General features: G+C 65.4%; 22 protein-coding genes. 11 read left to right on the top strand and 11 right to left on the bottom strand.

Annotated elements, in window-relative coordinates:
* Positions 1-417: 417 nt before the first annotated feature.
* From ACOQPQ_RS01835 to ACOQPQ_RS01820, 4 genes are all read left to right on the top strand, one after another.
* Positions 418-2,271 (top strand): ATP-dependent nuclease, encoded by a 1,854-nt coding sequence (locus ACOQPQ_RS01835; RefSeq protein WP_420637736.1) that lies wholly within the window; start codon positions 418-420, stop codon positions 2,269-2,271.
* Positions 2,246-3,736: a UvrD-helicase domain-containing protein gene (locus tag ACOQPQ_RS01830; protein WP_420637735.1), complete on the top strand. Its 1,491-nt coding sequence runs from the start codon at positions 2,246-2,248 to the stop codon at positions 3,734-3,736. Before ACOQPQ_RS01835 ends, ACOQPQ_RS01830 begins: the two co-directional genes overlap by 26 nt.
* Positions 3,737-4,065: 329 nt before the next feature.
* Positions 4,066-5,226: an AAA family ATPase gene (locus ACOQPQ_RS01825; RefSeq protein WP_420637734.1), complete on the top strand. Its 1,161-nt coding sequence runs from the start codon at positions 4,066-4,068 to the stop codon at positions 5,224-5,226.
* A 135-nt stretch (positions 5,227-5,361) separates the two neighbouring features.
* On the top strand, positions 5,362-6,309 hold the full coding sequence (locus ACOQPQ_RS01820) for an isopenicillin N synthase family dioxygenase (protein WP_420637733.1): 948 nt from the start codon (positions 5,362-5,364) through the stop codon (positions 6,307-6,309).
* Positions 6,310-7,315: 1,006 nt separating this feature from the next.
* On the opposite strand, the gene ACOQPQ_RS01815 is transcribed toward ACOQPQ_RS01820, so the two are convergent.
* The 6 genes from ACOQPQ_RS01815 to ACOQPQ_RS01790 all read right to left on the bottom strand — a co-directional run bounded on the left by ACOQPQ_RS01815 (position 7,316) and on the right by ACOQPQ_RS01790 (position 13,278).
* The gene (locus ACOQPQ_RS01815; RefSeq protein WP_420637732.1) at positions 7,316-7,948 is read right to left on the bottom strand and encodes a hypothetical protein; all 633 of its coding nucleotides are present in this window, start codon (positions 7,946-7,948) and stop codon (positions 7,316-7,318) included.
* The gene (locus tag ACOQPQ_RS01810; protein ID WP_420637731.1) at positions 7,945-9,366 is read right to left on the bottom strand and encodes an AAA family ATPase; all 1,422 of its coding nucleotides are present in this window, start codon (positions 9,364-9,366) and stop codon (positions 7,945-7,947) included. Before ACOQPQ_RS01810 ends, ACOQPQ_RS01815 begins: the two co-directional genes overlap by 4 nt.
* 101 nt (positions 9,367-9,467) lie before the next feature.
* Positions 9,468-10,349 (bottom strand): VOC family protein, encoded by an 882-nt coding sequence (locus tag ACOQPQ_RS01805; RefSeq protein WP_420637730.1) that lies wholly within the window; start codon positions 10,347-10,349, stop codon positions 9,468-9,470.
* A gap of 37 nt (positions 10,350-10,386) precedes the next feature.
* Complete coding sequence (locus ACOQPQ_RS01800; RefSeq protein WP_420637729.1) at positions 10,387-11,193, bottom strand: 2-keto-4-pentenoate hydratase; 807 nt, start codon at positions 11,191-11,193, stop codon at positions 10,387-10,389.
* The gene (locus ACOQPQ_RS01795) at positions 11,193-12,071 is read right to left on the bottom strand and encodes an alpha/beta fold hydrolase (RefSeq protein ID WP_420637728.1); all 879 of its coding nucleotides are present in this window, start codon (positions 12,069-12,071) and stop codon (positions 11,193-11,195) included. The genes ACOQPQ_RS01800 and ACOQPQ_RS01795 overlap by 1 nt, the downstream gene beginning before the upstream one ends.
* A gap of 19 nt (positions 12,072-12,090) precedes the next feature.
* Positions 12,091-13,278: a hydroxylase gene (locus tag ACOQPQ_RS01790; protein ID WP_420637727.1), complete on the bottom strand. Its 1,188-nt coding sequence runs from the start codon at positions 13,276-13,278 to the stop codon at positions 12,091-12,093.
* Between the two features lie 141 nt (positions 13,279-13,419).
* Between ACOQPQ_RS01790 and ACOQPQ_RS01785 the strand changes: the two genes are divergently transcribed.
* The 7 genes from ACOQPQ_RS01785 to ACOQPQ_RS01755 all read left to right on the top strand — a co-directional run bounded on the left by ACOQPQ_RS01785 (position 13,420) and on the right by ACOQPQ_RS01755 (position 22,724).
* Entirely contained in the window at positions 13,420-14,370 is a 951-nt protein-coding gene (locus ACOQPQ_RS01785) for a TauD/TfdA dioxygenase family protein (RefSeq protein ID WP_420637726.1), read from the top strand.
* Positions 14,371-14,535: 165 nt separating this feature from the next.
* Positions 14,536-16,353: an ABC transporter substrate-binding protein gene (locus tag ACOQPQ_RS01780; protein WP_420637725.1), complete on the top strand. Its 1,818-nt coding sequence runs from the start codon at positions 14,536-14,538 to the stop codon at positions 16,351-16,353.
* Between the two features lie 48 nt (positions 16,354-16,401).
* The gene (locus ACOQPQ_RS01775; protein ID WP_420637724.1) at positions 16,402-17,352 is read left to right on the top strand and encodes an ABC transporter permease; all 951 of its coding nucleotides are present in this window, start codon (positions 16,402-16,404) and stop codon (positions 17,350-17,352) included.
* Positions 17,353-17,435: 83 nt separating this feature from the next.
* On the top strand, positions 17,436-18,431 hold the full coding sequence (locus ACOQPQ_RS01770; RefSeq protein WP_420637723.1) for an ABC transporter permease: 996 nt from the start codon (positions 17,436-17,438) through the stop codon (positions 18,429-18,431).
* Complete coding sequence (locus ACOQPQ_RS01765; protein ID WP_420637722.1) at positions 18,428-19,444, top strand: ABC transporter ATP-binding protein; 1,017 nt, start codon at positions 18,428-18,430, stop codon at positions 19,442-19,444. The genes ACOQPQ_RS01770 and ACOQPQ_RS01765 overlap by 4 nt, the downstream gene beginning before the upstream one ends.
* Positions 19,441-20,439: an ABC transporter ATP-binding protein gene (locus ACOQPQ_RS01760; RefSeq protein ID WP_420637721.1), complete on the top strand. Its 999-nt coding sequence runs from the start codon at positions 19,441-19,443 to the stop codon at positions 20,437-20,439. The genes ACOQPQ_RS01765 and ACOQPQ_RS01760 overlap by 4 nt, the downstream gene beginning before the upstream one ends.
* Positions 20,436-22,724: an arylsulfatase gene (locus ACOQPQ_RS01755; protein WP_420637720.1), complete on the top strand. Its 2,289-nt coding sequence runs from the start codon at positions 20,436-20,438 to the stop codon at positions 22,722-22,724. Before ACOQPQ_RS01760 ends, ACOQPQ_RS01755 begins: the two co-directional genes overlap by 4 nt.
* A 148-nt stretch (positions 22,725-22,872) precedes the next feature.
* Here ACOQPQ_RS01755 and ACOQPQ_RS01750 read toward each other — a convergent pair whose 3' ends face one another.
* The 5 genes from ACOQPQ_RS01750 to ACOQPQ_RS01730 form a co-directional block, all read right to left on the bottom strand.
* Positions 22,873-23,388, bottom strand: coding sequence for an RES family NAD+ phosphorylase (locus ACOQPQ_RS01750; protein ID WP_420637719.1), 516 nt, complete (start codon positions 23,386-23,388; stop codon positions 22,873-22,875).
* Positions 23,385-24,146, bottom strand: a complete 762-nt coding sequence (locus tag ACOQPQ_RS01745) for a hypothetical protein (protein ID WP_420637718.1) — start codon at positions 24,144-24,146, stop codon at positions 23,385-23,387. Before ACOQPQ_RS01745 ends, ACOQPQ_RS01750 begins: the two co-directional genes overlap by 4 nt.
* 338 nt (positions 24,147-24,484) lie before the next feature.
* Positions 24,485-24,985 (bottom strand): TIGR03618 family F420-dependent PPOX class oxidoreductase, encoded by a 501-nt coding sequence (locus tag ACOQPQ_RS01740; RefSeq protein WP_420637717.1) that lies wholly within the window; start codon positions 24,983-24,985, stop codon positions 24,485-24,487.
* A gap of 1 nt (position 24,986) precedes the next feature.
* Positions 24,987-25,418 carry a Zn-ribbon domain-containing OB-fold protein gene (locus ACOQPQ_RS01735; protein ID WP_420637716.1) on the bottom strand — a complete coding sequence of 144 codons (432 nt, stop codon included), beginning with the start codon at positions 25,416-25,418 and terminating at the stop codon, positions 24,987-24,989.
* The gene (locus ACOQPQ_RS01730) at positions 25,418-26,620 is read right to left on the bottom strand and encodes a thiolase C-terminal domain-containing protein (RefSeq protein ID WP_420637715.1); all 1,203 of its coding nucleotides are present in this window, start codon (positions 26,618-26,620) and stop codon (positions 25,418-25,420) included. The genes ACOQPQ_RS01735 and ACOQPQ_RS01730 overlap by 1 nt, the downstream gene beginning before the upstream one ends.
* Between the last annotated feature and the right edge of the window lie 15 nt (positions 26,621-26,635).

Here is a 26,635-nt window from a genome sequence, read left to right as displayed (position 1 = left end):
CTCAGGGTCAATGGAACCATCGATTCCTTCACGGCTTCCCTGCCGGACCGATGCGCCTGCGACTCCTCAGTAGTGGTTTCGCCAGACCAGACAGCTGGGTGCCGGACTTTGCGCGGGTTGGGACCAGCGGAACCAGCATTCGCGTGCGCGTCGCAAGGGGCGCCTCCGGGAGCAGGAGCGTAATCGGGGGACTACCCAACCCCATGGAAGGGGAACGAGCAAACCTAACGCCACCAGGCCAACGCCCCCACCAGAGAGACGATCACCGAGCACAGATCGCGAGAAACCCAAAGCACTCACGGCCGTTCACCGCCCTGGAACCGCCGCAGATGAGAACCTGAGTCCAAATCCGCTGAGCCGTCTGTGCGTGCGCGACGATGGTGTTATGGAACAGCACGTCATGCACCACGAGCAGCGATGTTTCTGAGGCGCGTCGAGGTCAAGGGCTACCGGGCCGCCGTGGGTGGTGATCTCGTATGCGAGTTCCCCGGTCGTTTCAGTGTGCTCGTCGGAGCGAACGGGACAGGCAAGACCACCGTTTCTGAGGCGATGTATCTCTCCCACCGCCACGTGTTCCCTCAGATCCCTCGGCCTATCGCTGCGGCTCTCGAGCCGCGAGCAGAACGCTCTGTCGCGGTCCACTTCCAGTACGAAGACCCTGAGCCCCATCCACGATGGTCGATCGAGCGCAACAACGGCGAGGAGGCTCCGTCTCTTCGCCGTCAGCTCGAGCCATCAATGGGGCGCGTGCGGGCGAAGACGATCGAGGATGCACACGATGATGCGATCGACTCACTAGTCCTACTGTTTCTCAGGGCCGATCGACGTCCCATAGATGAACTGGCTGGACGAGAAGCCCGGCTCATCGTTGAGGCCCTTCGAGCTGAGATGGAGAGGCGCAGCGGTCACCGACAACTCACCGCGGTGCGGACGACCGTCGGCGCACTCTTGGATCAGCTCCGCGATGACCCACTCATTCAGAGCCTGGAACAACGGGTGCGAAGCGAGGTCAACGAACTCGCCGGCGCGGTCAGTCCGCACTTCCCGTTCCTAGGCAGAGCACACGTTGACGACGATCTGCTTGCTCGGGTTCTCGAGTTCGTCCTTGCAACGGTCGATGAGCGACACCTGGCCGAGCGTCTAGAAATATCGGCACTTGGCTACGTCAATCTTCTACACCTCGCGGTCATCCTGTCTGCGATTCCTGGAGGGGAACACAAAGCAGAGGAGTCACCCAAAGACACCCCGGGCATGGCCCAAGCTGGGGAGCCCGACGGTGATGCCACCGATGCCCAGATCGATGAGATCGAAGCAGCCAACGAAGAGTCCGAGACGGAGCTTGACTCGCTCTTTCCCCCATCGCCACACGTCACGGTGGTCATCGAAGAACCCGAAGCACATCTACACCCACAGCTTCAGCACGGGCTTGCACGCCACCTTCGACGTGTAGTGGAAAATCGGCCAGAGTTGCAGATCGTGATGACGACCCACTCCAGCGAAATCATCAGTGCCGCCAGGTGTGAGGAACTCGTGATCCTCCGTCGGTCCGGCGAGACGACTACGCCTCGGTTGCCAAGTGAGCTTCCGCTCGGTGAGAGCGAACGGGCACGGGTCCTGCGAATGGCCAACCGCCATCTCGACGTGACCAAGTCAGCGGCGCTCTTTTCGCCTATCTCTGTCGTCGTTGAGGGCATTACGGACGCACTTCTGCTCCGCGCTTTCGGCCATCGATGGGCGGCCAGCGATGAGCACAAGTCGCGGTTCATTGACTCGGTAACCATCACGATCGCAGGAGGCCGGATCGGCGACTGGATACCCCGGTTCCTAGCGACTCGCGACTTTGAACTCGTCGACGGGCTTGTCATTCTTGGCGATGCCGACAAACTGGGGACCCCCAGCTGGCTCGATGACTTCGACGAGCAAGTGGTTGCCTGCTTCCTCAGCGACCCGACCCTCGAGCCGTCCCTCGTCGCGGGCAACGAGCAACTTGTTATGGCAGCCCTCAAGAACATCGGAGCCGACTTGGGCAAGCTCAACCCTTCGACAGTCGCCGAGTACTTCGCCAAGGAGGGGCCTGGGTCCGGCAAGAAGGCAGACTTTGCCGAAGCTGTGGTTGACCTGCTTGAGACAAATGGCATCGAAGCGACTGCACCAGTCCACTTCTCCGACGCGTTTGACTTTCTTTGGGGACGATTCGTCGCGCGCAACTCGGGAGTGTCTGAAGACGAAGAGGAAGCGGACGCCGATGAGCCGACCGAGGCTGAGTGTTGAGCAGCGCAGCGCACTGCTCAACACATCGCAGCTGAGCTTCGTCGAGTCCGCCCCCGGCTCGGGCAAGACGACCGTTGCGGTAGAACGATTCGGAGTGCTTCACCACGCTCGTAGCAATGGGCTCGAGCCAAGAGGAATCATCTCTGTCTCTTTCGCCAGGAGCGCGGTAGCAGAGTTGCGAATCCGAACAGCAGCTCGTTGGGGCACCAGGAGTCTTCACTCTCCAAATCGGGTGGCCACGATGGACAGACTCCATCGCTGTGTGGTCGAGTACCTGCTCCTGACAGGCCTCGTCACCTGGCCGGTTGAAGTGAAGCGGCCCCAAGTGATCGATTCCTGGGCTAGACAGCGTGGCGCCACTCGAGTGTCGCCGGGCGGGCAGCAAGACCAACGCTGGGAGATCGGGATGAACGGCACGACCCTCGCTGCGGACTACCGGCGTGTCGAACGGGCTTGCTGGGGCATGCCCTACAGAAGGAAGGACGACTGGATGGAGCGCCTGTTGAATGGCGTCTGCACTCACGACGAGATCCGTCAGATTGTGGGCCTAGCTCTCGGGAAGCCTGATCTTCGACATGCTATCGACACCTACCTCGCGCGGACGTACCACCATCTGATCGTCGACGAGGTATTCGACCTCAACGGCCTTGATGCACACCTCGTGCGCCGGTGCATCGAGGCCGGGTTGAACGTCACCCTCGTCGGAGACCCGTGGCAGGCGCTCTACGAGTGGCGAGGCGCCCGCCCGGACATGGTTCACGACCTCCTCGATGACTACCCGTTTGACCGATATTCCATATCCAATTCGTTCCGCTTCAAGACGAGCGAGTCCATAGAACTCGCTCGATCGCTGAGGGCTCGAGAAGCCGTATCGATTCCGAACGCAATGACTCAGCCCGACGTCGTACTCGCAGCCGAATGGGACCACATTCCCGCCTCTGGGCCGGATGCGATTCCGTTGTCATTTGGTCAACTCGACTGCCAGACTGATGCGGCAATCGCCCTTCTCCTTAACGTTGTTGCACAGGCAAGGCTCGGCGTCGCAGCACTGGGGCAAGCAGAGGCTGCTCGGTGCCTCCGGCGCGACCGTGAAGAGATTGATCTGGACGTTCCCCTGCAACAGCTACGAGACCCCGCGGTCCCCCGTGAGGAAGTGATGGAGGCGCTTCGCGTCGCCACCAAGGTCGGCGGGGAGCGCAAGCCCGCCCTCCCTGCAGCACGACGCTCCAGCCGCCTAGACCGGCTTGACCTCCTCAGGTACTGGCTCCTTACCGAGAAGTGCTACGTCCCTGGGTTGACCTTCCACCAGGCGAAGGGCAAGGAGTGGCCACACGTTCATATCGCTCTCAATGTTGAATCCCGTGCAGCGTTGGCGCAGGGACTCGACCCGCAGATCGAGGACCATCGGAAGATCTACGTAGGTTCCACTCGAGGCATCCTGAGCACGCAGCTCCGCCCGCTCTAGCGGCCTGTCCAGACACCGAGGCGACTGTCCGGTCGTCCCGACCGCTGCGCATTCACACGCCCGAAATTTCGTAACGCCAGCCAGCGGTTAGGCACAGCAGCTCGGCGAGGTGGTCAGCGGTCCTTGGGAGGGCGGAGCTGCTGAGCCTCACCCCGGGGAAGAAGGCAGCACCCACGGCCTCCGGGCTCAGTCCGCTGCGGGTGCGGTGATGGGCTCCTAGAGCCGCCCCTTCGTGGACATGGCCAGGGGTGTGACCACAGTTTTTACCACTTGCTTGTGGTTCCTAGAGCACTATTTCCATTGACTGACCGATTCATACTGGTAAGGTCATGGCTATTGGAAATGACTCTTACCACTCACTTGAAGCGGCTCTCGTAGACCTGGTGAGGGTGGGCGTGGGCGGCAACGGAGCGGGTGTACGACAACTCGCCAACCGCATCCTTCGCTCCCTCCCGGAAGACCTGCCGAACAGAGAGCACCTCCGGCAGCGACTCGGAGAAGCAATCGTCGACGGCACGGCGCGAGCAAACCTGAGATCGGTGTCGGCTGAGCCACGACCAACCGAGCACCTCGTCGAGTGGTCGTCGCCGGACACCGCAGCCCTCCCGGCGATCTTCCTGGAGGAATCGGTACAGAGACTCCTTGACCAGTTGCTTGCTCAGTGGACTCAGCGGGAGCGCCTGGCCGAAGCGGGCCTCGCTCCGGCCAACACCGTTTTGCTGAGCGGCCCGCCCGGCGTGGGCAAGACACTCCTCGCTCACCACGTGGCCGCCGGTCTCGAACTGCCGCTGGCGACGGTCAACCTCGCCGAGGTCATCTCCAGCTTGCTAGGTGGCACAGGCAAGAACATGCGCGACGCCATGGGAGTCGGTCGAGACACGGACTGTGTGCTTCTGATCGACGAGTTCGATGCGGTGGGCAAACGACGCGACGACTCAACCGATGTCGGTGAGTTGAAGCGCATCGTGAACGTGGTGCTGATGGAACTCGACAACTGGCCTGCCAACCGCCTACTGATCGCTGCCACCAACCACGCCCACCTCCTCGACACTGCCGTATCCCGAAGGTTCGAGATGATCATCGATATCGATCATCCGAGGGACTCAGTTCGCAGACGCTTCCTCGAATCCCTGCTCGAGGGCTCCGGGGTTCCCGAGTGGGTCGCCACAATGATGTCCGACGCGACGGCCCGGCTGAGCCCGGCTGACATCGGGCGGGTATTCCGGTCCGCTCGTCGCGAGGCGCTCACCTCGGATGTGCCGTTTGATCGGTCGCTCCTCGAGCGCGTGCTGGAATCTGCTTCGCACGACTTCGACCGAGACCTTGCCATGAGTGAACTCAGTTCTCGGTGGAATCTCTCGAACCGCGAGATTGCAAGGGTCTTCGGAGTCTCCCACCCAACAGTTGGATCCGCCATCCGCCGTGTGTCCGAAAGAGCGACGGCATCCGCCTCACCCAAGCCACCACCAGAACGCAGGTCACACGACTGAGCGAACCCCACCAGCGAGCGGTTCGACTGGCCGCCTCCGAGCGAATCCCAAAGACCACTGACAGGTGGGCCGGTCTCACGCCTCCCCCGCCGGAATTGCTTCATCGATCTTGGATGTCGCTTAGCCTTGCCTCTCATGACGGCTCCTGCCGGTTCGATGAGGCTGGGAGTGGTTGATCTCGATGCGCCGATTGGGACGCAGGCTGCAGCGATGGACCGGGCGTGTTGCGACCTCGGCTTCTTCCGAGTTCCGATCGACGTCGTCGACGCCGAGGTCCGTGACGAGGCGTGGTCGGCGGCGATCCGGTTCTTCGACCTCCCTGACGAGGTCAAGCGAGCGATTGCTTTTCCCGAACCCGGCTACCCCTACGGCTACTCGGGGTTCAGGGCCGAGACCCTGGCCCGGTCGCTCGACGACGGCGAGGCGGAGCCCGACCTCAAGGAGTCGTTGGCGGTCGGCCCCGACTGCGGAGCACCACGCAAGCCACTGCCCGCAGAGGAGTGGATCTACTCCCCAAGCCTCTGGCCCGAACAGGTGCCCGAGATGCGGGCCGCGTGGACCGCGTACTACCAGGCGCTGAGCGCCGTCGCCGAGCGGCTGTTGCAGGTGATGGCGCTCGCTCTGAACCTGCCCGCGACCTACTTCGAGAGGTTCGTCGACCGGCCGATCACGTCCATGCGGGCGATTCGGTACCCGGCAACCTCGGCGCCCACGGGCCAGGCGCTGCGCGCCAGCGCCCACACCGACTACGGCACGTTCACGATCCTGCGCACCGACGATGTGCCGGGGCTGGAGGTCCAGGACGCGGGCGGCCAGTGGCGGTCCATCACACCCGACCCCGACTTCTTCGTCGTGAACCTGGGCGACACGATCGCACAGTGGACCAACGACCGGTGGCGTTCGACCCTGCACCGAGTCGTGCCGGGCACCCTGGAGCGGCACTCGTTCGCGTTCTTCCACATGGCGAACTGGGATGCCCGCATCGAGTGCCTCCCGACATGTCTAGAGCCGTGCGAGGAACCACGCCACAGTCCGGTCACCGCCGGGCCATGGCTCATGCGCAAGTTCCAGGCCACCGTCTGAATCGCCGAACACTCTCAGCAGAGTCGGAGACCTTCGGGGAGTGTGCCAGCTCGGGCTCCTGGCTCAAGAAAGGCGCCATTGCGGAGCACGCCTGGGTCGTTGCGGTGCGCAGCGCCTCGGTAATCCAGAAGTCCTTCTCAAGATGGGCTGCGGGAATCCCAGCGGTCTCCTCAATGCGCGACGCAGCGACGCCGATCGCACCAGGGTCGGTGAGCAGTTGCCAGGTCATGCAGCCGTTGGCGGGATGAGGCTTGGTTGCCCAACGATCAGCTCCTTCCATCGCTCGCGTGTGGCGCGGTGCGGCTCATCGCCGATCTGTTCCTCAACCATCTTCATCCGGATCGAACCCTCCGCGGCCAGCCGAGACGCGGTCACTCCAACCGACTCCCACGGACCGTCGACCACTGCCGGCCCTGCCCGCAAGACCTCGATGAGCGCTACCTCGGTGGGCGAGAGGTCGCGGAGCCGACGCGAGAAAGTGCGCTGACAGAACGTCACGGACCTCCACCCCTTGGGCGCGCGGATGGGAACCGCCGTGGCAAAGATCGCGGGAACCTGTGTCGTCAACCCCAACCAGCGCGCGGCCGCCACCCCCGCGGGGCCAGAACCGGGACCTGCGACCTCAAGCGCAACATCACCTGGCGAAGGACGAGACATGCCGAACGCAGTATCGGCACCCTTCCAATAGAGACCCTTGCGAACCCTCGACAGGGCACCAGCAGCGCACAGACGCGACAACGCAGTGTCCACCGGCCCGCGAGGCGCGCTGAAATCGCTGCCACGCACAAACGATCGCTCGGGTAGCGCAGCGACATCAGACGCCACCGTGGAGAACACTGATGGCTTCATGACAAAATAATGTAACGATTTTCCGTCACAGTGCAAGACCCGGGCGTGGACTGCACCGGGGATCCAAGCCGAATTCCGGGAGACTGCAGGCCGGACTTGCCGGCCATGTCAACCAGCTCGACGTGGGTGAACCCCGAGCACCCTGAGCTTCCGACCGCTAGGAGAAGCTCGCCAGCGCTTCGTCGAGGGATGCTTCGAGGGCGCGCCACGCGCACAGGTCTTGCACCGGACCATGAATGTCCAGTCGCTCCAGTAGGAGCCGACGGTGCTCCCCAAAGCGACTCTTGAACAGCTTCATTTTGCGGCCCTCAAGGCCTGAGGCAGCCTCGAGTACTTGCCTGAGCGTGGACTTCGGGTCGGGGAGCTTCTCGACTCTTGCCATCTGCGGTAGCCCGATGGGCATCCTGCCGTCGGGCTTGCCGGCTACGCGCCGAATGGCCGACTCGTCGAGCAAAAGCCACGCCTCGGTCATGCGAACCGGCACGACGGGTACGGCCGGAAGATCGGCGCGGACTTCGCGAACCGCCCGGCGTACTTCGTCGACCCGGACCTGCGGGTCTTGTTTCTCGGCGTCCCGGTGAACGAACACAAGATCGAACCCAGCCTCATCGAGCTGAAGTACTGCATTCAAGCGGTCAGCGACCCCATGCCCCGGATGCTTCGGGAGGCGCCTCAGGTCAGGAGTGGCTACCCGTACCTCGACACCGCGCTCAGCGCACATGGTCTCAAGGTGATCACCGAGAGGGACGTCGGACGATCCGTCAGCCAGAAAGACAGCACGGCGGATCATGCAGGGATGCTGTCGAGCCTGAGCTGTGAACCCGGAGGACTGGTCAAATACGGAAGAATTTCGGCCTTCGCGACTGGTGGCTCGGCTGACCGCTCGGCTCTCCACGTTTCGCTCAGCGGTGCCAGTCGCAGCACCCGGGCAACACCGTCCGCATCCTTAACGGCGCGAGTGGTTGCGAACAACAACTCCGCTGGTTCCAACAACTGAACGAGCGCGGGCGAGTGGGTGTTCACGATCACCTGGCGGAGGGGATTGTCATCGCCAGGGGGCTCCGTGGGATCAACAGCCAGGTCGCGCAGCAACTCGGCCATCGCCTCCAGGTTGGCAGGGTGGATCCCGTTCTCCGGCTCCTCCATGCAAATGACTCCTTCCGCTTCGGGATCCTCAAGCAGAACGGCCAGCGCCAGAAACCTCAGCGTGCCCTCCGACAAGGACCTGGCCGGGAGTTCAATCCCGTTCCGCTCCCTGAGCTTGAGAGTGAAGAGCTCCCGGGTGTCGTCGGTGTCGACGGAGATGCCCTTGACCCCTACGCCGGTGAGCGAGCCGAGTCGTGATGCGACCCGCGAGTAGATGGCCGAGGGTTCCGGTTCCCGTCCCTCCGCAGGGCGCCGAGTAGCAACTCTGAACAAGGTCCCGGGAAGATGGCGCCCGTTGACGGCCATCTGGCGCAGATCTCTGTATCCGTCCGAGGCGCGAAGCGCCGACGGCTCAAGGGCCAACCGTCGCCAACTCTGCATCTCACGTCGTGTTGCGAGAATGGTCGGATGCTCCGCACCGGTGATCGTGCTCACGACGGTCGCAGGCGCACGAGTCGCAGACGCGGGCTTCGGCTTGCCCCGGCTGCCACCGTCTTGATGGATTGTGATGATGCGATCGCCATCACGGTCTTCGGTAGAGATGATCGGGCTGCGGCGCTGTCCGGTGACGACCGCATCGCGAAACTTGGAGGCCCTGTGAGGGAACCCAAGGCGCTTGGGTCCCTCGCTGATTTTGATTGGTAGGAGCGACTCTCGAGCAAGGACCAGCCTCCCGAGCTTCTCAAGCCCACTCGGAGGTTCGTAGCCAATCTCAATCTCGTACCGGACGAACGTGATCGAGGCCTCGGCAACGCGGCCGAAGTCGTCCTCTACGGACCTCGGTAGGATCATCTCTGCCCCGAAGAACATTCTCGCGCGGCGGTCAGCGGCACCGCGCCAGAACAGGTCGCGTGGGTCGCCGGTACGGTCATCGCGAGTGGATCTCACCTCTTGGGCGGCTTCCATCAGCGTCCGAGAAGCAAGCAGGCTGAGAAACTCTATGGCGTCGAAGACGTTCGACTTGCCCGCACCATTCTCACCCGCAATGCAGGTGAACGGACCGAAGTCAATGCTCAATGATCGGAGGTTCTTGAAGCCGTCCACCTCGAGGCGAGTGAGCACGGATCGAGCCTACCCCGCCGCCCTGCCGTAGGGCCGCTCCCGGCACGCGGAGCGGATTGTTGGCGGGTCGGCGGGCCGGCACGGCAATCGCCGGCGTTGGGTCAGGGCCCGTCAGCGGGGGTCGGGAAGGGCCGGTGGCCCCAGAAGCTCGGGCGGGAGATCTGGTAGGTGCCGGCCTGCTCGGGATCCTCGACCCGGAGCCCACCCCATCCGAACTCGACCATCATCGGGTCGGGCGCTTGGCAATAGAAGGAGATCATCTCGTCGTTGGTGTGGCGTCCCAGGCACATGCGGACCGGCACTCCCTGGTCGAGGCAACGGTCTTGCGCCATACCGACATCGTCGATGGTGGCCGCTTCGACCATGATGTGACCGAGCGGATGGGTCCGAGGCAGACCGGCACCGATGCCGATGGTGTGGTGGCGCGGGTTGCAACCCAGGAACGCCATCGACATCCCACCGAGGTGCCAGGTGTTGCGCAGATGGAAGCCCAGCACCTCTCGGTAGAAACTCAGGACCGGCTCGAATTCTTCGACCTTCAAAACGGCGTGTCCGAATCCCATGTCTCCGGTCACGAAACTCGACACGAGGGGGGTCACCACCGGAAGGTCGTTGCGGATGGGGCCGTGGTAGAATTCCAGCGGCGTGCCCGCGGGATCCTCGAACGAGACGAAGCCGGTCACCAGACGGGCGGCGGCTTCCTCGTCGGAGCCCCGTCTCACGGCGACACCCGCCTCTTCGAGGCGAGAGACCTGCGCCCGCAGGTCAGTGTCATCGACGACCTCGAAGCCGATGGCGTCGACTCCCGCGGCGTCCGCTGCGGAGACGACCAGGCGGTAGGGGTAGTTGTCCCACCGGAAATAGGCCGCGGTCGCGTCGGGGCCGTGCGTGGGCATGAAGCCGAGCACGTCGGTAGCGAACTTCCGCCACTCGTCCACATGGGGACTGGCGAGCCGGACGTAACCGAGGGACAGGACGGACATGGTTGGCTTCCTTTTCGGAGGGGTCAGCAATCAGGTCTCATACGAAGCTCGCAGTGACGCTCCCGAGACCGGAGATCGACGCGTGGTACTCGGTGTCGCGCCGCGCGGGGACGAGGGGACCCAGGCTGCCGGAGAGGACCGTCTCGCCGGCCAGCAACGGCTCCCCTCGGGACGCGACCTGGTTGGCCAGCCACACCACCGCGTTGACCGGGTGACCCAGGCAGGCGGAACCTCGCCCCTCGCTCAACCGCTCCCCCGCGCTCGTCAGCGTCATCGCCATGTCCTTCAGGTCGTCGAGGTCGCGAAGGAGCCGGGGCGCGGATCCGGTCACGTACACGCCGGCCGAGGCATTGTCGGCGACGGTGTCGAAGATCGTGATGTCCCACTCGGCGATCCGGCTCGCGCAAACCTCGATCGCGGGCACCACGAACTCGGTGGCGCGGAGGACGTCGACGGCGGTGATGGGCCGGTCGGACAGATCGGCGCCGAGGACGAAGGCCACCTCGGCTTCGATCCGAGGCTGCATCAAGGTGTCGTAGGGGATCGGCTCGGCGTCGCCGAAGGCCATGTCGGCGAACAGGACTCCGAAGTCGGGACAGTCGACCCCCATCTGTTGCTGCACCGCCGCCGAGGTGAGGCCGATCTTGCGACCCACCCGACGTCGGCCGCGTCCGGTCTCCTCGTGAACGAGGCGCTGGACGCCGTACCCGTCCTCGAGGGTGCCCTCGGGCAGGAGGTCGCGAAGGGGAGCGCACGGGGTCGAAGTCGCCGCCGCGTCGATGAGCTGTTCCGCGCACACGGCCCACACCGGCCGGCGGTCCGCCACCGCTGCGGACGTGCCCATCAGGAACTCCCCGACCGGTCGCGGGTGAGGAACTCGATGACGACCAGCTCGAACTCCTCCTTGCGCTCGATCATCGTCCAGTGTCCACAGTTCGGGAAGATGTGGACTTCGCAGTTGCGGATGAGGCGCATTGCCGGGATGAACCCGTCCAAGGGTGTGACTCGGTCGTCTCGCCCCCAGGTGACCAGCGTCGGCGCCTGGATGCCGCGCAGCGTCACGAACTCATTGGTGTTGTCGAGCATCACGTCGCGCAAGAACGACAGCATCTTCCGGCTGTAGATCTGGCGAATGCCGGCCAGGGCCTCGGGCTCGGTCGCCGCCGCCCAGCGGCGCTCGATCATCTCTTCGGTGAGGATCGCAGGATCGAACACCATCGATCGCATCCAGGCGACGAGCAGGTCGCGGCTCGGGCTCTCCACAAAGTCGACGAGGCGGCTGATGCCCTCCGACGGTAACGGGCTGAACAGTGGGAGTCCGACCCCGCCGATGGTCACCAGCCGCCGCACCTGGTCGGGGTGGGCGGCCGCCACCTGGGAGGCGAACTTTCCACCGAGGGAGTTCCCGAGCAGCGAGAACGCGTCCAGGCCCAGGCCGTTGGCGAAGGCAACGACGGCTTCGGCCCCGTGCTGAACGGGATTGGTCGGCGGGGTGTAGCTGCGACCGAAGCCCGGCAGATCCAGCACGAGGCAACGGAAGTGGGGAGCGAACGCCGCGAGGTTCTCGCCGAAATTCGCCCAGCCGGTCACCCCAGGGCCGGAGCCGTGCAGCATGACCAACGGCGGGCCATGGCCCACCTCGTGATAGTGCAGGACGCCGTGGTCGACGCGCAGCGTTCGGCTGGTGTCCTCCTCGGTGAACGGTGTCCTCGGTGCGTTCATGGGCTCAGAACCAGCGCACTCAGATAATGACCGCGGCCGGACCGGAGGGCGGCAGCCCCATCAGGACCCCTCCGGCCAGATCGAGCAGCGGGCCTCGGGTGAAGATGCCGTGATGGAGCCCGGCGTGCATGCCCCGCCAGAAGCGCTGCACCGGCTTGTCCAGGCGGATCGCGTTTCCGCCGCAGATGCCATAGACGGTGTCGGCAGCCTCCGCCGCCCGCCACGCGGCGCGGACCTGGTCGCGTCGCAGCACAACCCGCTGGTCGATCCCGATCGTGTGGCCCGCCTGAGACGCTTCGAATGCCTCGCCCACGTTGTGGACCAACTGGATTCGAGCGCTGGCGATGTCGGACGCCGCTTCGCCGAGCACTCGACGGGAATGGGGGTCGTCGGCCTGCACGACACCGAGGTTCGAGACCCGACCCGCCTGGTACTCGATGCCTCGCAGCAGGACGCCCTCGGCGATACCGATCAGGCCCGCTGCCACCCCGCAGGGAAAAATGGCCGACCATGGCATGTTGAACAGCGGCTGGCCGCTGCGACCCGATTCCTCAGCAGCGCGACCGTCGAAGAGTTTGGCCACATCGAGCGTGCGATAGTCGGGCACGAACGAACCATCGACGATGACGTCCTTGCTCCCGGTTCCTTCGAGTCCGATCGTGTTCCACGAGTCCTCGACGATCTCGTAGTCGGCACGGGGCAACATCACGTGAACGCTGCCGGTCGGTGGGTCGTCCGGTCCGGCGGAGGCCTCCTTGACCATCGCACCCAGCACGATCCAGTCGCAGAGATCGGTTCCCGAGGAAAACGACCAGCGGCCATTGACGATGAAGCCGCCGTCCGTCGGCGTGGCAACGCCCGAGGGGGCGTACGGCGATGCGACCCAGGTGTCGGGGTCGACACCCCAGACCTCCTCCTGCAACCGAGTGTCATTGAGGGCCAGCTCCCAGGGGTGAACGCCGACCACACCGGCGATCCAGCCCGCCGAGGGACAGTGGTTCCCGACGTCCATCACGGCGTTGAGGAAGTCGCGGGGGTCGGCCTCCAGGCCCCCGAAGTCTCGCGGCTGCAACATCCGAACGACTCCGGTCTCCTTCAGCAACTTCCCCGTGTCATCGGGCAGCCGCCCGAGCGCATCGGCGTGGCTCGAGTGTTCGGCCAGGTAGGGCCCGAGTTCAGCGATCTGATCGATGGTGGGATGGGCCACGGGCGGCTCCTCCGGGTGGCGACGGGTCAGGGGGCAACGGCGCGGCTAAGCGCCTGGCAACTTTCGGGACAATGCGGTAAGCATAATGCGAATGGGCGGGCCGCCCATTGCGACGTTGAGCACGACGGGACGCAGACCTACATGAGCGTGATCACTGAATCCCAGGAAACGATGGATGCGGGTTACCGGCTCGAGGTGCTGCCGATGTCCCAGCACACGGGTGCCGAGATTCACGGTGTCGATCTCCGCGAACCGATGGATGAGGCCACGGTTCGCGCCATCCGCACCGCCCTTTTGCGGTGGAAGGTCGTGTTCTTCCGTGACCAGGAACTCACCCGAGACCAGCACGTGGCGTTCGGCCGCCGATTCGGACAGGTGAGCCCCGGCCATCCGACTCTGACACCGCGATTCCCGGAGCATCCGGAGATCGTGATGATCGAAAAGGAACACCACCGCGACAACCCCGACGCCAACGAGATCGAGCACCGCTGGCACAACGACTTGTCGTACATGGCCGCGCCGCCGATGGGTTCGATTCTTCGAGCGGTCTCCGTGCCGCCGTTCGGTTCCGACACCGAATGGACGAATCTCGCAGCGGCGTACGCCACGCTCTCTCCCCCCATCCGTGAACTCATCGACGAGATGACCGCGGTCCACCACAACGTCTTGCACGTGGTGCGGGGGGAACCGAACAAGCTCGCCCGCGACTTCATGTCCACCCGACTCCGCGCCCGGCACCCCGTGGTCACCCTGCACCCCGAGACGGGCGAGCGCCAGTTGTACGTCAACCCCGACTACACCAGCCACATCGTCGAACTCACCCGACAGGAGAGCGACCATCTGCTCGCCATGCTCAACGAACACGTGTGCAGCCGCGAGTTCACGGTTCGGTTCCAGTGGCGACCGGGCAGCATCGCGTTCTGGGACAACCGGGCGACGGCCCACATTGCGCCCGCCGACGTGACGCCGGGCCATCGGCGTGTCATGGAGCGCATCACGCTCGACGGTACTTCGTTCGTCGGCCCGACCGGCTTCGAGTCGGTGACGGTGGACGGGTCGGGTGCTGCTGTGCCCGACAACGGGAGTCCGTGAGCAACCCGGACCACACATTCACACGGAATCGACAGTTGGCCTCGTCGTTGCAACGACGAAGCCGGACGGGGAGGAACAATGCAGGGTCAAAGTGGTCGTCAACGGCGACACGGCGGGGCGTTTCGCGGCGGGCCACGTCGACGGGCGTGGCTTCTGTGCGCGCTGGTGCTCGCGCTCATCGCCGCGGCCTGCGGGTCCGACGGCTCCGAGGGACCCGACGGCGATGCCCCTGTAGGCACCGACACCGTCGCCCCCGAAACGTCCACCGACGCCGATCCGGCACCCGACGACGGCGACGATGGTGACGACGGTGACGACGGTACTGAAGGCGACGTCGCCGGCGACGACAGTGCTGCGGGAGAGGTCGCCGGCGACGAGGACTCCGAGGACGAGGGCGCAAGCGGCGACGACGCGTCTGATGCCCCCCTACAGGCGGTGGCCGGTGGAGAGATCACCGTGGGACAGTTCTCGCCGCCCCGCGGGTTCGACCCCATCATCGGGGGTGCGGCGCCCGGCGCGGTCGGCGGGATAGAGATGATGATGCTCTACGACACGATCGTCTCCTGGAACCCGGAAACCGGCGACTACGAGCCTCGCACCGCGGAGTCGCTCACACCCAACGACGACTTCACGGTGTGGACCCTGGTGCTCAAGGACGGCATCCGGTTCAGCGACGGCACCGCCTACGACGCCGAGGCTGTGCGGGTGAACGTCGAGCGACACCTCAGCCCGGCATCCCGTTCCCAGTCGCGCACCGCGCTCGCCGTCCTGCTGGACTCGATGACCGTCGTCGACGATCGCACGATCGAGTTCGCGTTGTCCCGACCTTGGGTCGGGCTCCCCTTCGTCTTCAGCATCGACGCCGGGATGATCGTCTCCCCCACCGTCCTGGAGAATCGGGGCGACGAATTCAACTCCGATCCCGAGGGCGCGGGCGCGGGACCGTACGTGCTCGCCGACTACCGCCCGGGAGAGGCCGCAGTCTACGAACGCAGTTCCACCTACTACGGCGAGCCGGCACTGCTCGACCGGATCACCTTCGTGCCGACGCCGGGGGGCCAAGAAGCCGCGTACGCCGCGGTGCGGTCCGGTGACCTCGACGCCGCCTACTTCCGCTCCGCTCGAGCACTCGCCGACGCCGCCGATGACGGACTCACCGCCCACACCGCCCGGATCGCGGCGGGGAACCTGCTCGACATCAACTCCGGGGTGTTCGTCACGTGTCAGGGAGGTCAACCGGCCGGGTGCGAATCGTCAGCCGACGGGGAGCGCGCACAGACCGATCCACCCGGTCGCGATCCCCGGATCCGCCGGGCCATCGCCGCCGCCGTCGAGACCGACCAGGTCAACCAACGCGCCTACGACGGGCTCGCGAAAGCCGGAACCGCTCTGTTCTCCGAAGACTTCCCCCTGTCTCCCGGGGTCAACGGGCCCGCCTATGACCCCGAACTCGCAGCCCAACTGGTCGAGGAGGCCAAGGCCGACGGTTGGGACGGCAAGATTCGCCTCTACTCGGTGACCGACGATGTCGGCCAGGCGCTGGGGTTGACGGTCGGCGCGATGCTCACCGCGGTGGGCATGGAGGTGGAACTCGACACCTCCTTCGAACCGCTTCCGCTGATTCTGGAGGTCCAAGTCCTGCGGAACTACGACCTCGTCATCTGGGGCAGTGGCATCGGGGAGAACCCCGACGGGATCTATGTGACGCACCTGGGCGGATTCAGCACCGGGGCCCAGCGGACCAACGCTCGTGGATTCTCGTCACCCGATCTGGACGCGGCCATCGGGGCCTTGGGTCTCGCCGACACCCCTGAACTCGTGACCGAGGCCTACGCCCTCATGGCCGCCGCCTGGCGCGAGGAGGTTCCCGGCCTGCCGCTGAACGAACTGCGCAACTCGCTGATCACCCGGCCCGACCTGATGGGCGTACAGCGAACGTCGCTGGCGTCTTTCCTGTTGGACAAAGCCTGGCTTGCCGGCTGACGATCATCGCCCTTCGCGGACGTTTCGCGTCGAGAAGGCGCCTCGGACATGGTGAAGTACGTCGCCACCCGCGTCGCCATGATCATCCCGGTGCTGCTGATCGTCAGCACCGGCACCTTTCTGCTCATCGAGTTGATTCCGGGCGATCCTGCCGTGGCGGTGCTCGGCCCGAACGGCACGCCGGAGGACTACGAGCGGATCCGGACGGAGATGGGGCTCGATGAACCGCTGATCACCCGCTACGTGGAGTGGCTGAGCGACATCGTGCTCCGCCAGGACCTCGGCTCCAGCCTCGTTCCCCCGGTCGAGCCGGTCACCGATCGCCTGGCCCGTGCGTTCCCGGTCAATGTCGAACTGGCGCTGCTCGCCCTGGCCATCGCAATCGCCGTGTCCCTCCCCCTGGGGATCCTGTCGGCCTACAAACAGGGCTCGGTGCTCGATCGCCTCGTGACGACGGCGAGCTTCGGGCTGATCTCGATACCGAGCTTCCTGGCCGGCATCGTGTTGATCCTGCTCTTCGCCATCCAGTGGGGGATCTTCCCGCTCGGGCCGTGGCAACGACCCACCGAGGCCGGGTGGGCGGCGAACCTCCACCACGCGATATTGCCCGCCATCACCCTCGCCCTGGCCGAGATCGGGACTTTCGCGCGCCTGGTGCGCAACGACATGATCGATACCCTCCAGCAGGACTACGTCCTGTCGGCCCGGGCCAAGGGCATGGGGACGCTGCACGTGCTCATCAGAGAGGCGTTGCGCCCGTCGTCGTTCTCCCTCCTCACCCTGGCCGGGGTCAACCTCGGCCGCTTGATCGGGGGCACGGTGATCATAGAAGCCCTCTTCTCGCTGCCGGGTCTGGGCCGGGTGATCGTCGAAGGGGCGCTCACGAGCGACTACACGCTGGTTCAGGGCGCAGTGCTCATCGTGGCGCTCAGCTACGTGCTGGTGAACCTGGTGGTCGACCTCCTCTACTACGTGCTCGACCCGCGGGTACAGCGATGACCACTCGTCTCCGGTCCACCGGACGGCGCGCCGAGCCGCGCCGGGCGAGGGTGGGACGAGGCCGCCGCGCCGCTGAGGGGGTCGTGCTCCTGGCTGTCGGCACGGCCGTTCTGTGGCTCGCCCTGGCGCCTCTCGGGGCTCTGCCCGGTCCGGTCAAGATCTCGGCCGTCGTCATCGGGGTCGCCGCGATGTACCTCGGGCTCCGGGAGGTGGGACGGGCGGTCTGGGGTCCGGAGTGGGACGGGGTGATGTGGCTCGCCATCGGGTGGCTCGCAGGGCTCTCGCTCGCCGCGGTGTTCGCCGACGCGCTGCCCCTGTCCGAGCATGTCGACATCTCCAAGACCCTGGCCGAACCGGGCAACACCCGACCTGACCTGCTGTCCGCGCATCCACTGGGCACCAACAACTTCTCGCTGGACCTGCTCGCCCGGTCGATCCACGGTGCGAGGATCAGCCTGCCCACCGCCATGCTGGCGATCAGCGTGACCCTGATCGTGGGTGGCTCGACCGGGATCATCGCCGGCCTGAGGCGGGGTTGGTTCGATCGCACCACGGGCATGCTCACCGACTCACTCCTCGCCTTCCCGGCCATCGTGCTCCTCGTGGCCCTCGCCACCATCGCGGGCATTCCCGACTCAGCGCCGGAAGCGATCTGGAAGAGCGGGGTCGCGCTGGGTTTCGTGGGCATCCCGACAATGGTTCGGCTGGCCCGTTCGCTCACGCTCGGCCTGGCCAACAGTGAGTTCGTCCTCGCCAGCCGAGTCCTCGGCGCCTCCCGCCGCCAGGTCGTCGTCGCCGACGTGTTGCCGAACGTCGCGCCCGCCCTGTTGTCCTACTCGCTCATCCTGATCGCCGTGCTGATCGTGGCCGAAGGCTCGTTGGCCTTCATCGGCCTCGGACTCCAACCGCCCACCCCGACGTGGGGAAGCATGATCGCAGAGGGCGACTTCACCACTTTGGCCGAACACCCGCACATCCCGCTCGTGCCCGGCGCCTTCATGCTGATCACCGTGTTGAGCCTGAACCTGCTCGGCGAACGGGCCACCGCCAAGTGGAATCCGTCGGAGTCCCAACTGTGAGCCTGCTGAGCGTCGCTGATCTTGCGACCACCTTCGACGCCCCCACCGGTCCGATCCGCGTGGTCGACGGGGTTTCGTTCACGTTGGCGCCGGGCGAGACCCTCGGCGTCGTCGGCGAGTCGGGATCGGGCAAGACGATGCTCGTGCGCTCGATCATGAACCTGCTGCCCCGGTCGGCCCACATCGCACCACAGAGCGAAATCCGGTTGGACGGCCGGGACCTCACACACATGAGTCGGGCGGAACTCTCCCGAATCTGGGGGCCCGAGATCGCCATGGTCTTTCAGGATCCGCTCACTGCCCTCAACCCGGTGCGCCGCATCGGCGTGCAACTCACCGACCCGATCCGGCGCCACCTCGGTCTGTCGAAGCGCGCCGCCCGGGCCCGGGCCGTCGATCTTCTGAACGAGGTCGGCATCCCCGAGCCGGAACGCAGACTCGACCAGTACCCGCATCAGCTCTCGGGGGGAATGCGTCAGCGGATCGTGATCGCCATTGCGTTGAGCTGCCAACCTCGACTGCTGATCGCCGATGAACCCACGACAGCGCTCGACGTCACCGTGCAACGTCAGGTCCTCGAACTCCTGACCCGGCTCCAGGCCGAACACCGGATGGCGATGGTGTTCATCACCCATGATCTGGGTGTCGTATCCGGTGTCGCCGATCACATCGCGGTGATGTACGCCGGACAGTTCGTCGAGACCGGCACCGCGCACGAGATCTTCGAGTCGGTCCACCACCCCTACACCGACGCCCTGCTTCGTTCCATCCCATGGGTGGAGCGGCCGAGCACAAGCGAGCTGTTCGCCATCAAAGGTCACCCCCCGGACCCGCGCCACCTTCCCCCCGGCTGCCGCTTCGCTCCCCGATGCGCCTATCGACGCGACGAGTGCCTGACCGGCACCGTCGAACTCACGCCGGCGACGCGCCCCCCGGCCGAGGTGCGGTGCCGGTTCCCGCTGACGCCGACCGACGAGGAGGGGCTGTCGGGCCACGAGCGGGGTGCCCAATGACCGGCACCGGTCACGCCCACCTGGGCCCGCGGGGCACCGAGTTGCTCCGAGTCGAAGACCTGGTCGTCGAGTACTCGACGCCGAAGGGCACCGTGTATGCGGTGTCGGGAGTGAGCTTCGATGTCCGGCCCGGCGAGACCCTGGGACTGGTAGGAGAGTCCGGGTGCGGCAAGTCGACGACCGGCCGGGCCCTGTTGCAGCTCCCGCCACCCACCTCCGGCACCGTGGAGTTCGAGGGTGTCGAGTTGACCGACCTCGACGAGCGAGCGCTGCGGTCGCGGCGACATCGAATCCAGATGATCTTCCAAGACCCACGGTCGTCGCTGAACCGACGCCGACGGGTGCGCGACATCGTCGGATTCGGACTCCGGCTCCAAAAGCAGCCGCGCCGAGACATCGAGGCAGCGGTCGACAACGCCCTGGCCGCCGTCGGACTCGACCCGGCGACCGTCGGCGACCGGCGGCCACCCACATTCTCGGGTGGACAGTGCCAACGGATCAGCATCGCTCGTGCGTTGGTCCTCGAACCACGACTGCTCGTGTGCGACGAACCGGTGTCGGGACTCGACGTTTCCGTACAGGCACAGATCCTGAATCTGCTCGCCGAAATGAAGCGCAGCTACGCGATGTCGCTGCTGTTCATCAGCCACGACCTCGGCGTGGTCAAGGCCGTCAGCGACCGCGTGGTGGTCATGTACATGGGCCGGATTTGTGAGGTCGCCACCACGGAGGCCCTCTTCGACAGTCCTCGACACCCCTACACCAGGACCCTGATGGACTCGATCCCCCGTTTGGGCGTGAGGTACGAAGCCCGGCCGGCGGACGTGGCCGTGGAGCTGCCCTCCCCGCTCGACCCACCCAGCGGCTGTCGCTTTCGAACCCACTGCCCCCTCGCCACCGATCGCTGCCGCGACGAAACCCCGACCATCCGCAGGATCGCCGAGGACCACTTCGTGGCCTGCCACCACGCCGAGCCCCTGGAGACCGCATCATGAACGACAACGATCCTGGCCGGCCGCAGCCCTTCGGCGGCCACATCGCCCGTCTCGCCGGCGACTCCACCCCGTGGTGGCCCGCACCGGTCCGGCCGGCCGAAGAAAGCCCCAACATCATCGTCGTCCTCATGGACGATCTCGGCTTTTCCGACGTCGGGCCCTACGGCTCGGAGATCTCCACCCCCACGCTGGACCGCCTCAGCGCCGGGGGCCTGCGCTTCACCAACTATCACACCGCCCCGCTCTGCTCACCAGCTCGGGCGTCCATTCACACCGGGCTGAACCCGCACCGGGCCGGATTCGCCGGGGTCGCCAACTTCGACCCGGGCTTTCCGGGATGGACCATGGAGATCGATCCCTCGATCGACACGCTGCCCCGGCTGCTCCGCAACGCGGGATACGCAACCTTCGCGGTGGGCAAGTGGCACTTGACCCGCGACAGCGCGATGCACGACGGTGCACCCCGCTTCTCGTGGCCGCTGCAGGTCGGCTACGACCGGTTCTACGGCGTACTCGAGGGCTGGACCAACATGCACCACCCGCATCGGCTGGCGCGCGACAACTCCCCGGTGGCGATCGACACGTACCCCGACGGCTACTACTTCACCGACGACATCACCGACGAGGCGATCACTTACCTGAAGGCGCTGCGATCCCACGACTCGACCCGCCCCTTCTTCTTGTACCTGGCCCACGGGGCGGTCCACGGACCGCTCCAGGCCAAGGCGAGCGACATCGCCGCGCACCGGGGCCGCTACCGGCAGGGATGGGACGAGGTCCGGGCACGCCGATTCGCCCGGCAGATCGAACTGGGCCTGTTCGACGAGGGCACCGCGCTACCGCCCCGCAACCACGAGGCCGGCTACGAGGTGGAGCCTTGGGCCGGCCTGTCCGCCGCGGCACAGGACATCTACGCGAGATACATGGAGGTCTACGCCGCCATGGTCGACAACGTCGACCAGAACCTCGGCCGCCTCTTGGCCACGGTCGAAGCGCTGGGCGACCTGGACAACACCGTCGTCTTGTTCACCTCCGACAACGGGGCGACCCGGGAGGGCGGGGCCCAGGGGACGCGCAGCTACTACCGGCAATTCGGAAACCCGGCAGGGTTCGGGCGCGACTTCGACGTCGAGCGTGATCCCGAGCTCATCGGCGGTCCTCGAGCGATGGTGCACTACCCGCGCGGGTGGGGGATGGCCTCGAACACGCCGTTTCGGCTCTACAAGTCCTGTACCCACGCCGGCGGGGTGCGGGTTCCCATGATCGTTTCCTGGCCCAAGGGCATCGCGGCGGACCGGGCAGGCACGATCCTTCACCAGTACCAGTACGTCACCGACCTCCTCCCGACGATCCTCGACCTTGCTCAGGTCGAGACGCCGGACGACCTCGACGGCGCCGGATTCGCACCGGCCATCACCCAGGGGGCCACCGAGAGCACCCACCCGGAGCAGTACTCGGAGTGCTTCGGCAATCGGAGCTTCTACCGCAACGGCTGGAAGCTCGTCACGCTCCACCGGCGTGGGGCGCCCTACGACGACACGGAATGGGAGCTCTACGACATTACGAGCGACCCCACCGAGGTCAACGACGTCGCCGCGGAACGCCCGGATGTCGTGGCGGAACTGGCCGCCGCCTGGGAACGCACCGCCTGGGACAACCAGGTCTTCCCGCTCGACGACGGCCTCGGGCTTCTCCAGGTCCTGCGCCGACCCGACGATGCGTCGCTCAACGAACCCGTCCGTCTTCTGGCGGGCACACCGTCGCTCGAGCGCTACCGGTCCCAGAAGCTCGTCACCCTCCGTGACTTCGACATCGAGATCGACATCGTGCACCACGACGCCGCCGACGGTGTCCTCGTCGCCCACGGCGACCAGGGAGGCGGCTACGTGGTGTACATCGAGGGTGGCATCTTGTGCTTCGGCTACAACGAGTACGGCGTCGAGAAGATCGCCGCCGCGGACTTCCTCCCGCCGGGCCGGCACCGGATCCGCATCTCGGCTCGTTGTGGTGAGCCCTACACGTTGGGCTTCACGATCAGCGTGGACGGCCAGCCGCAAGCCACCCTCGACGGGGTCGAGATGCTGATGGGCTTCGCCCCGTTCCAGGGCATCGACGTCGGCATCGATCGCCGCTCCCCCGTCCTCTGGTCAACCTTCGCCGATCACGGGGCCTTCCCCTACACAGGCGTCATCGAAGCCGTCACCTATCTCCCCGGCCCCCCGGCCCCCTACGACCCCGCCGAACTCGTCCAACAAATGCGCAACGCAGGCAGACGCACCGAATAGCTCCCCGTTCACGCTTCGGCCAGATACCCCCACCGCACCATCGGCCGCACCACACCCGCCGACGCCTACACCCGGCTGCCCAATGCCGGGCCCCCCGGCCGCCGGCGAAACTCGCTGGGCATTCCCGTTCTCATCGGCTTGAGCTCGCTCACCACCATCGATCGAAGGCGCGACGCGTGACTTCTTGCGCGGTCCGGTCGCGGGGGAACCAGGCAAGTTCGCGCACTCCCCCGTCAGCAGCCGATCGACAGTCGACGCCGTCGAGGCCGGCGTCGAACGCCGCCCGCCCGAGTGGTTGGCACACCCGATGGGGAATCGGGTCGCCTCGCGCGTCACGGGGGAAGCTGTTCGGTAGACCAAAGCTGACCAGGCCATCGTCGGTGTAGGCGTCCGCGGCCTCGCCGTCCGGCACCGCGACGTCGACGAGGACCGGTGCGGTCACCGGATCGAGATCCTCTGGCCCATAGGGCAGGCCATCGAACAACCGCGCGACGTTGGCGCGTGCTGTGGCGATGTCCGCGGCCAGATAGAGGCACGCAAGCCCGGGAGGGTTCCACCGTTGGCCCGGAGCAACAGAAGCGAACGAAGCATCGAGCGGGTCGGACCAGTCGGGATCTGCAACACGGTGGTAGGAGCCCCCGACCGGAACCGTTAGAATGTTCACGCGACCCGGCCGTAGTCGAAGCTCTCCCTGACGGATTGCAGGAGCCACTCGTGCTCATCCGCTGCGATCAACTCGAGCATGGTTCGGCCGCCGTATGCGTCAGCCCGACGTCTGGCCACAACCGCAGGCATTCCGGCACGCAAGCGATGGCGGAGAATGTCGGAGATCTCGCTGATGGCGCCGATCTTCCCGGACCGGTCGACGGGCGGCCCCGCGAAAAGCCACTTGTCGACGGCCTGGCGCTTCACTCCCATGAACTCAGCGACGTCACTGCTCGTCAGTTCCAGAGTTGTCATCGCCCGCCTCAGCGGCGAACTGCGCTCCTGTTCATACTCGACCTGGTCCATCGACTGGAGAAACCAGCGGAAGCGATGTTCATCAATGTCCGGCCGGGCCCTAACGCACTCCTGGGGAAGTCCAGCCGTGAAGCCGCGAAGACGGTCGACCAAGACCGTGACCAAACCGATTCCGTCTTGCGACGGCGCGACCCAAGGCAGTTCGGCAGTGTCGCGACGAAGCAACTCAAAGACGACAACGGACGGCGGAAGCGCATCGGGATTCCGCGCCGGCAGCGCGGTCAGCACCTGCGCCGCCTCGTGAACAAAGACCCAGTAGCGCCGCACCGAGGCCCGATCTCCCCCAACAAAGAGCTGAGGCATCAGCCGGTCAAGCGCGGCGACAATGTCGGGCATCACATCCGCCGCAGTGTTCGATGCTGCCGCAAGATCCTGTTCAAGCAGCTCTTCGATCTGCACCATACCCGGAGTCTATAGCAACTATTCAGCAACCACAATGGGTTGCAAAAACGCTTGCCAGCCGGAGCACCGCCTTGAGTCGCAGGCTACTCGGCGGGATGCAGGCAACCGCCCCCGCGCGGTCGAGACATCGTGCGGGACCGAATGGCGCGCTCGCAGGATGGGGCGTCGAAGCGAATCTACAAGAGGCAAGTGCTGCCTTGTATGCAAGCAAATGCTGGCTCTACGTCCCAGCTACGTCGCGTAGAGCCGCATAGGCTCTACGCGACGTAGTTGGGCGTGGGGTGGTGTAGGCGCTCTCGGGCTGCCCGGCGTGGACTCCGCCGACGGCTGAGACCCCCTTAGTCCTCCTGCTTCGCGGTGTCGGCTAGCGCCTTCTGCCAGGGAGTCGCCATCGGTAGCCCGAGGTCGTCCCGTTCGCTCTCCACCCATGGGCCAACGCCCTCGACCCGATCCACCTTGACACGGACCAGAGCGTGTGCTGGGGCGTCGGGTTGACGGAGATCAACGAAGAAGGCGTCGCGACCCAAGTAGAGCTGCGCATTCGCGTCCATGAGATCGGGGGACTCTCCTGGATGGATGGTCGCGGTGCCGTGAATCAACATGTACATCCCGAGACCCACGTGGTTTTTCTCGCGAGCGTCGATGGCGAGCACCGCTCGTGGATCCCGCTTGAGGTTGTACATCTTCTGTCGAGCCATTCCGCTGCCAAAGACGACGTCGTCACCAACCGCCGAGACCCAAACGGCCGACGTCTGCGCGCTGCCATCTGGATTGATGGTGGTCACGAAAGCGTCGAGCGGTTTCGCCAGTAGTTCGTGAGCGTATGAGTTGAGCTTCATGTCAGTACTCCTGGGGTCGTGGTTCGAAGACGGGCAGTGTGAAGCTGTCGGTGACGTCCTCATAGGCGACATTGACGGGCATGCCGATGACGAGATCCTCGTGGCGAATGCCGCGGATCGTGCTCACGATCCTGGGGCCTTCGTCAAGGGCGATCAGCGCGATGTTGTACGGCACCCAGGATTCGACGAGCGGATGCGCTGCGTGTCGGACCACAACGTAGCTGTAAACATGACCGCGTCCTGAGGCTTGCACCCATTGGACCTCGAACGAGTGACACTCCGGACAGATCGGAGAGGGTGGGTGCCACTTCGTACCGCAGACCCCGCAGCCCTGGATGAGAAGCTCGCGACGTCGCGCCCCATCCCAGAACTCGTCGCTGTCGTGCCCACGCTGTGGCTCGATGCGGGTCGGTGGACTATCCCCGGCGCTCATCAGTTCCTCAATATCAACGAGCTCGCGCCGGCGGCGGTGACAAAGGCGTATTGGGCGCCCTGAACCTGGTTGGCTGCGGATCCCCTCAACTGACGCACTGCTTCGGTGACCGTGTTGAAGCCGTTGATGTATCCCTCGGACAGCAACCCGCCATGGGTGTTGATCGGTAGCGAGCCTTGGAGGTTCTGCTCGCCGGAGGCGAGAAACTCGGCTGCGGTGCCTCGCTCACAGAAGCCAAAGTCCTCGAGCGCCAACGGGACCATCACCGTCGATGCGTCGTAGATCGCCGCAATATCGACGTCCTCAGGAGTGATGTCGGCTGCCGCGAATAGTTCGGCGGCTACGTAAGACGGCAGGAAAGACGCGAGGTCCTCTTTGTAGAGGTGGAGAGGCTCAGAGTAGCGCGACATGTGCTGCTGGGCTGCTGCGATCTGCACTGGCGGCTGGCGAAGGTCTCTGGCGCGATCGGCGGTTGTTACAATCGCTGCAACGGCACCGTCGGTCTCGAGGCAGAAGTCGTAGAGGCGCAAGGGATCGGCCAGAATCTGCGAGTCGAGGTAGTCGGCGAGCGTCAAAGGTCTTCCACGCAAGATGGCAGAAGGGTTCGCGTGTGCCAATTCGCGCTGGGAGACAGCTACGGCTCCCAGCATCCGAGCGGTTTGTTCGTCGTCCAACCCGTAAGTTTGGCTGTAGCTCCGGATCCACATCGCCATTTGGTGTGCGGGGGCCAGCAAGCCGAACGGTCCGGTGAGGGGGCTCCCTACCGTGATGTCGCTGCGGGCGATGCCGACACACGTATCAACGGTGTCGATGTAGTGACTTCCCTGGCCGAATCGCGTTCCTGACCTTCCGTTCAACGACCGATAGCAAAGCACATGGGTTGCCTGCCCGGCGCAGACCATCGCCGCAGCGTGGGCAATCACTCCGCATGAGCCAGAGCCTCCGTAGCCGAGCTGTCCGAAGTAGCGGAGGTCCCGCAGGCCCAGCGCCTCCACCAGATGCGCTTCCTCGGTGGCGTCCTTCTGGTACCGAGCGACGCCGTCAATGTCTGCAACGGACAGGCCGGCGTCTTCGACTGCGGAGAGTGTGGCTTCAAGCGCGAGAACGTGCTCGCTCCGTCCTGAGTTCCGTGAGAAGTCGGTTTGACCGATGCCGGCGATGGCGGCACGTGGACTGCTCACGACTCGTCTCTCGGGCTGCATGGATCCATCGGAACC

Source organism: Candidatus Poriferisocius sp., from assembly GCF_965219775.1.
In the GTDB taxonomy this organism is placed as follows: domain Bacteria; phylum Actinomycetota; class Acidimicrobiia; order Acidimicrobiales; family Bin134; genus Poriferisocius.
Note: the sequence above shows the minus strand (reverse complement) of the source record. Positions and strands in the feature narration are given on the sequence as shown.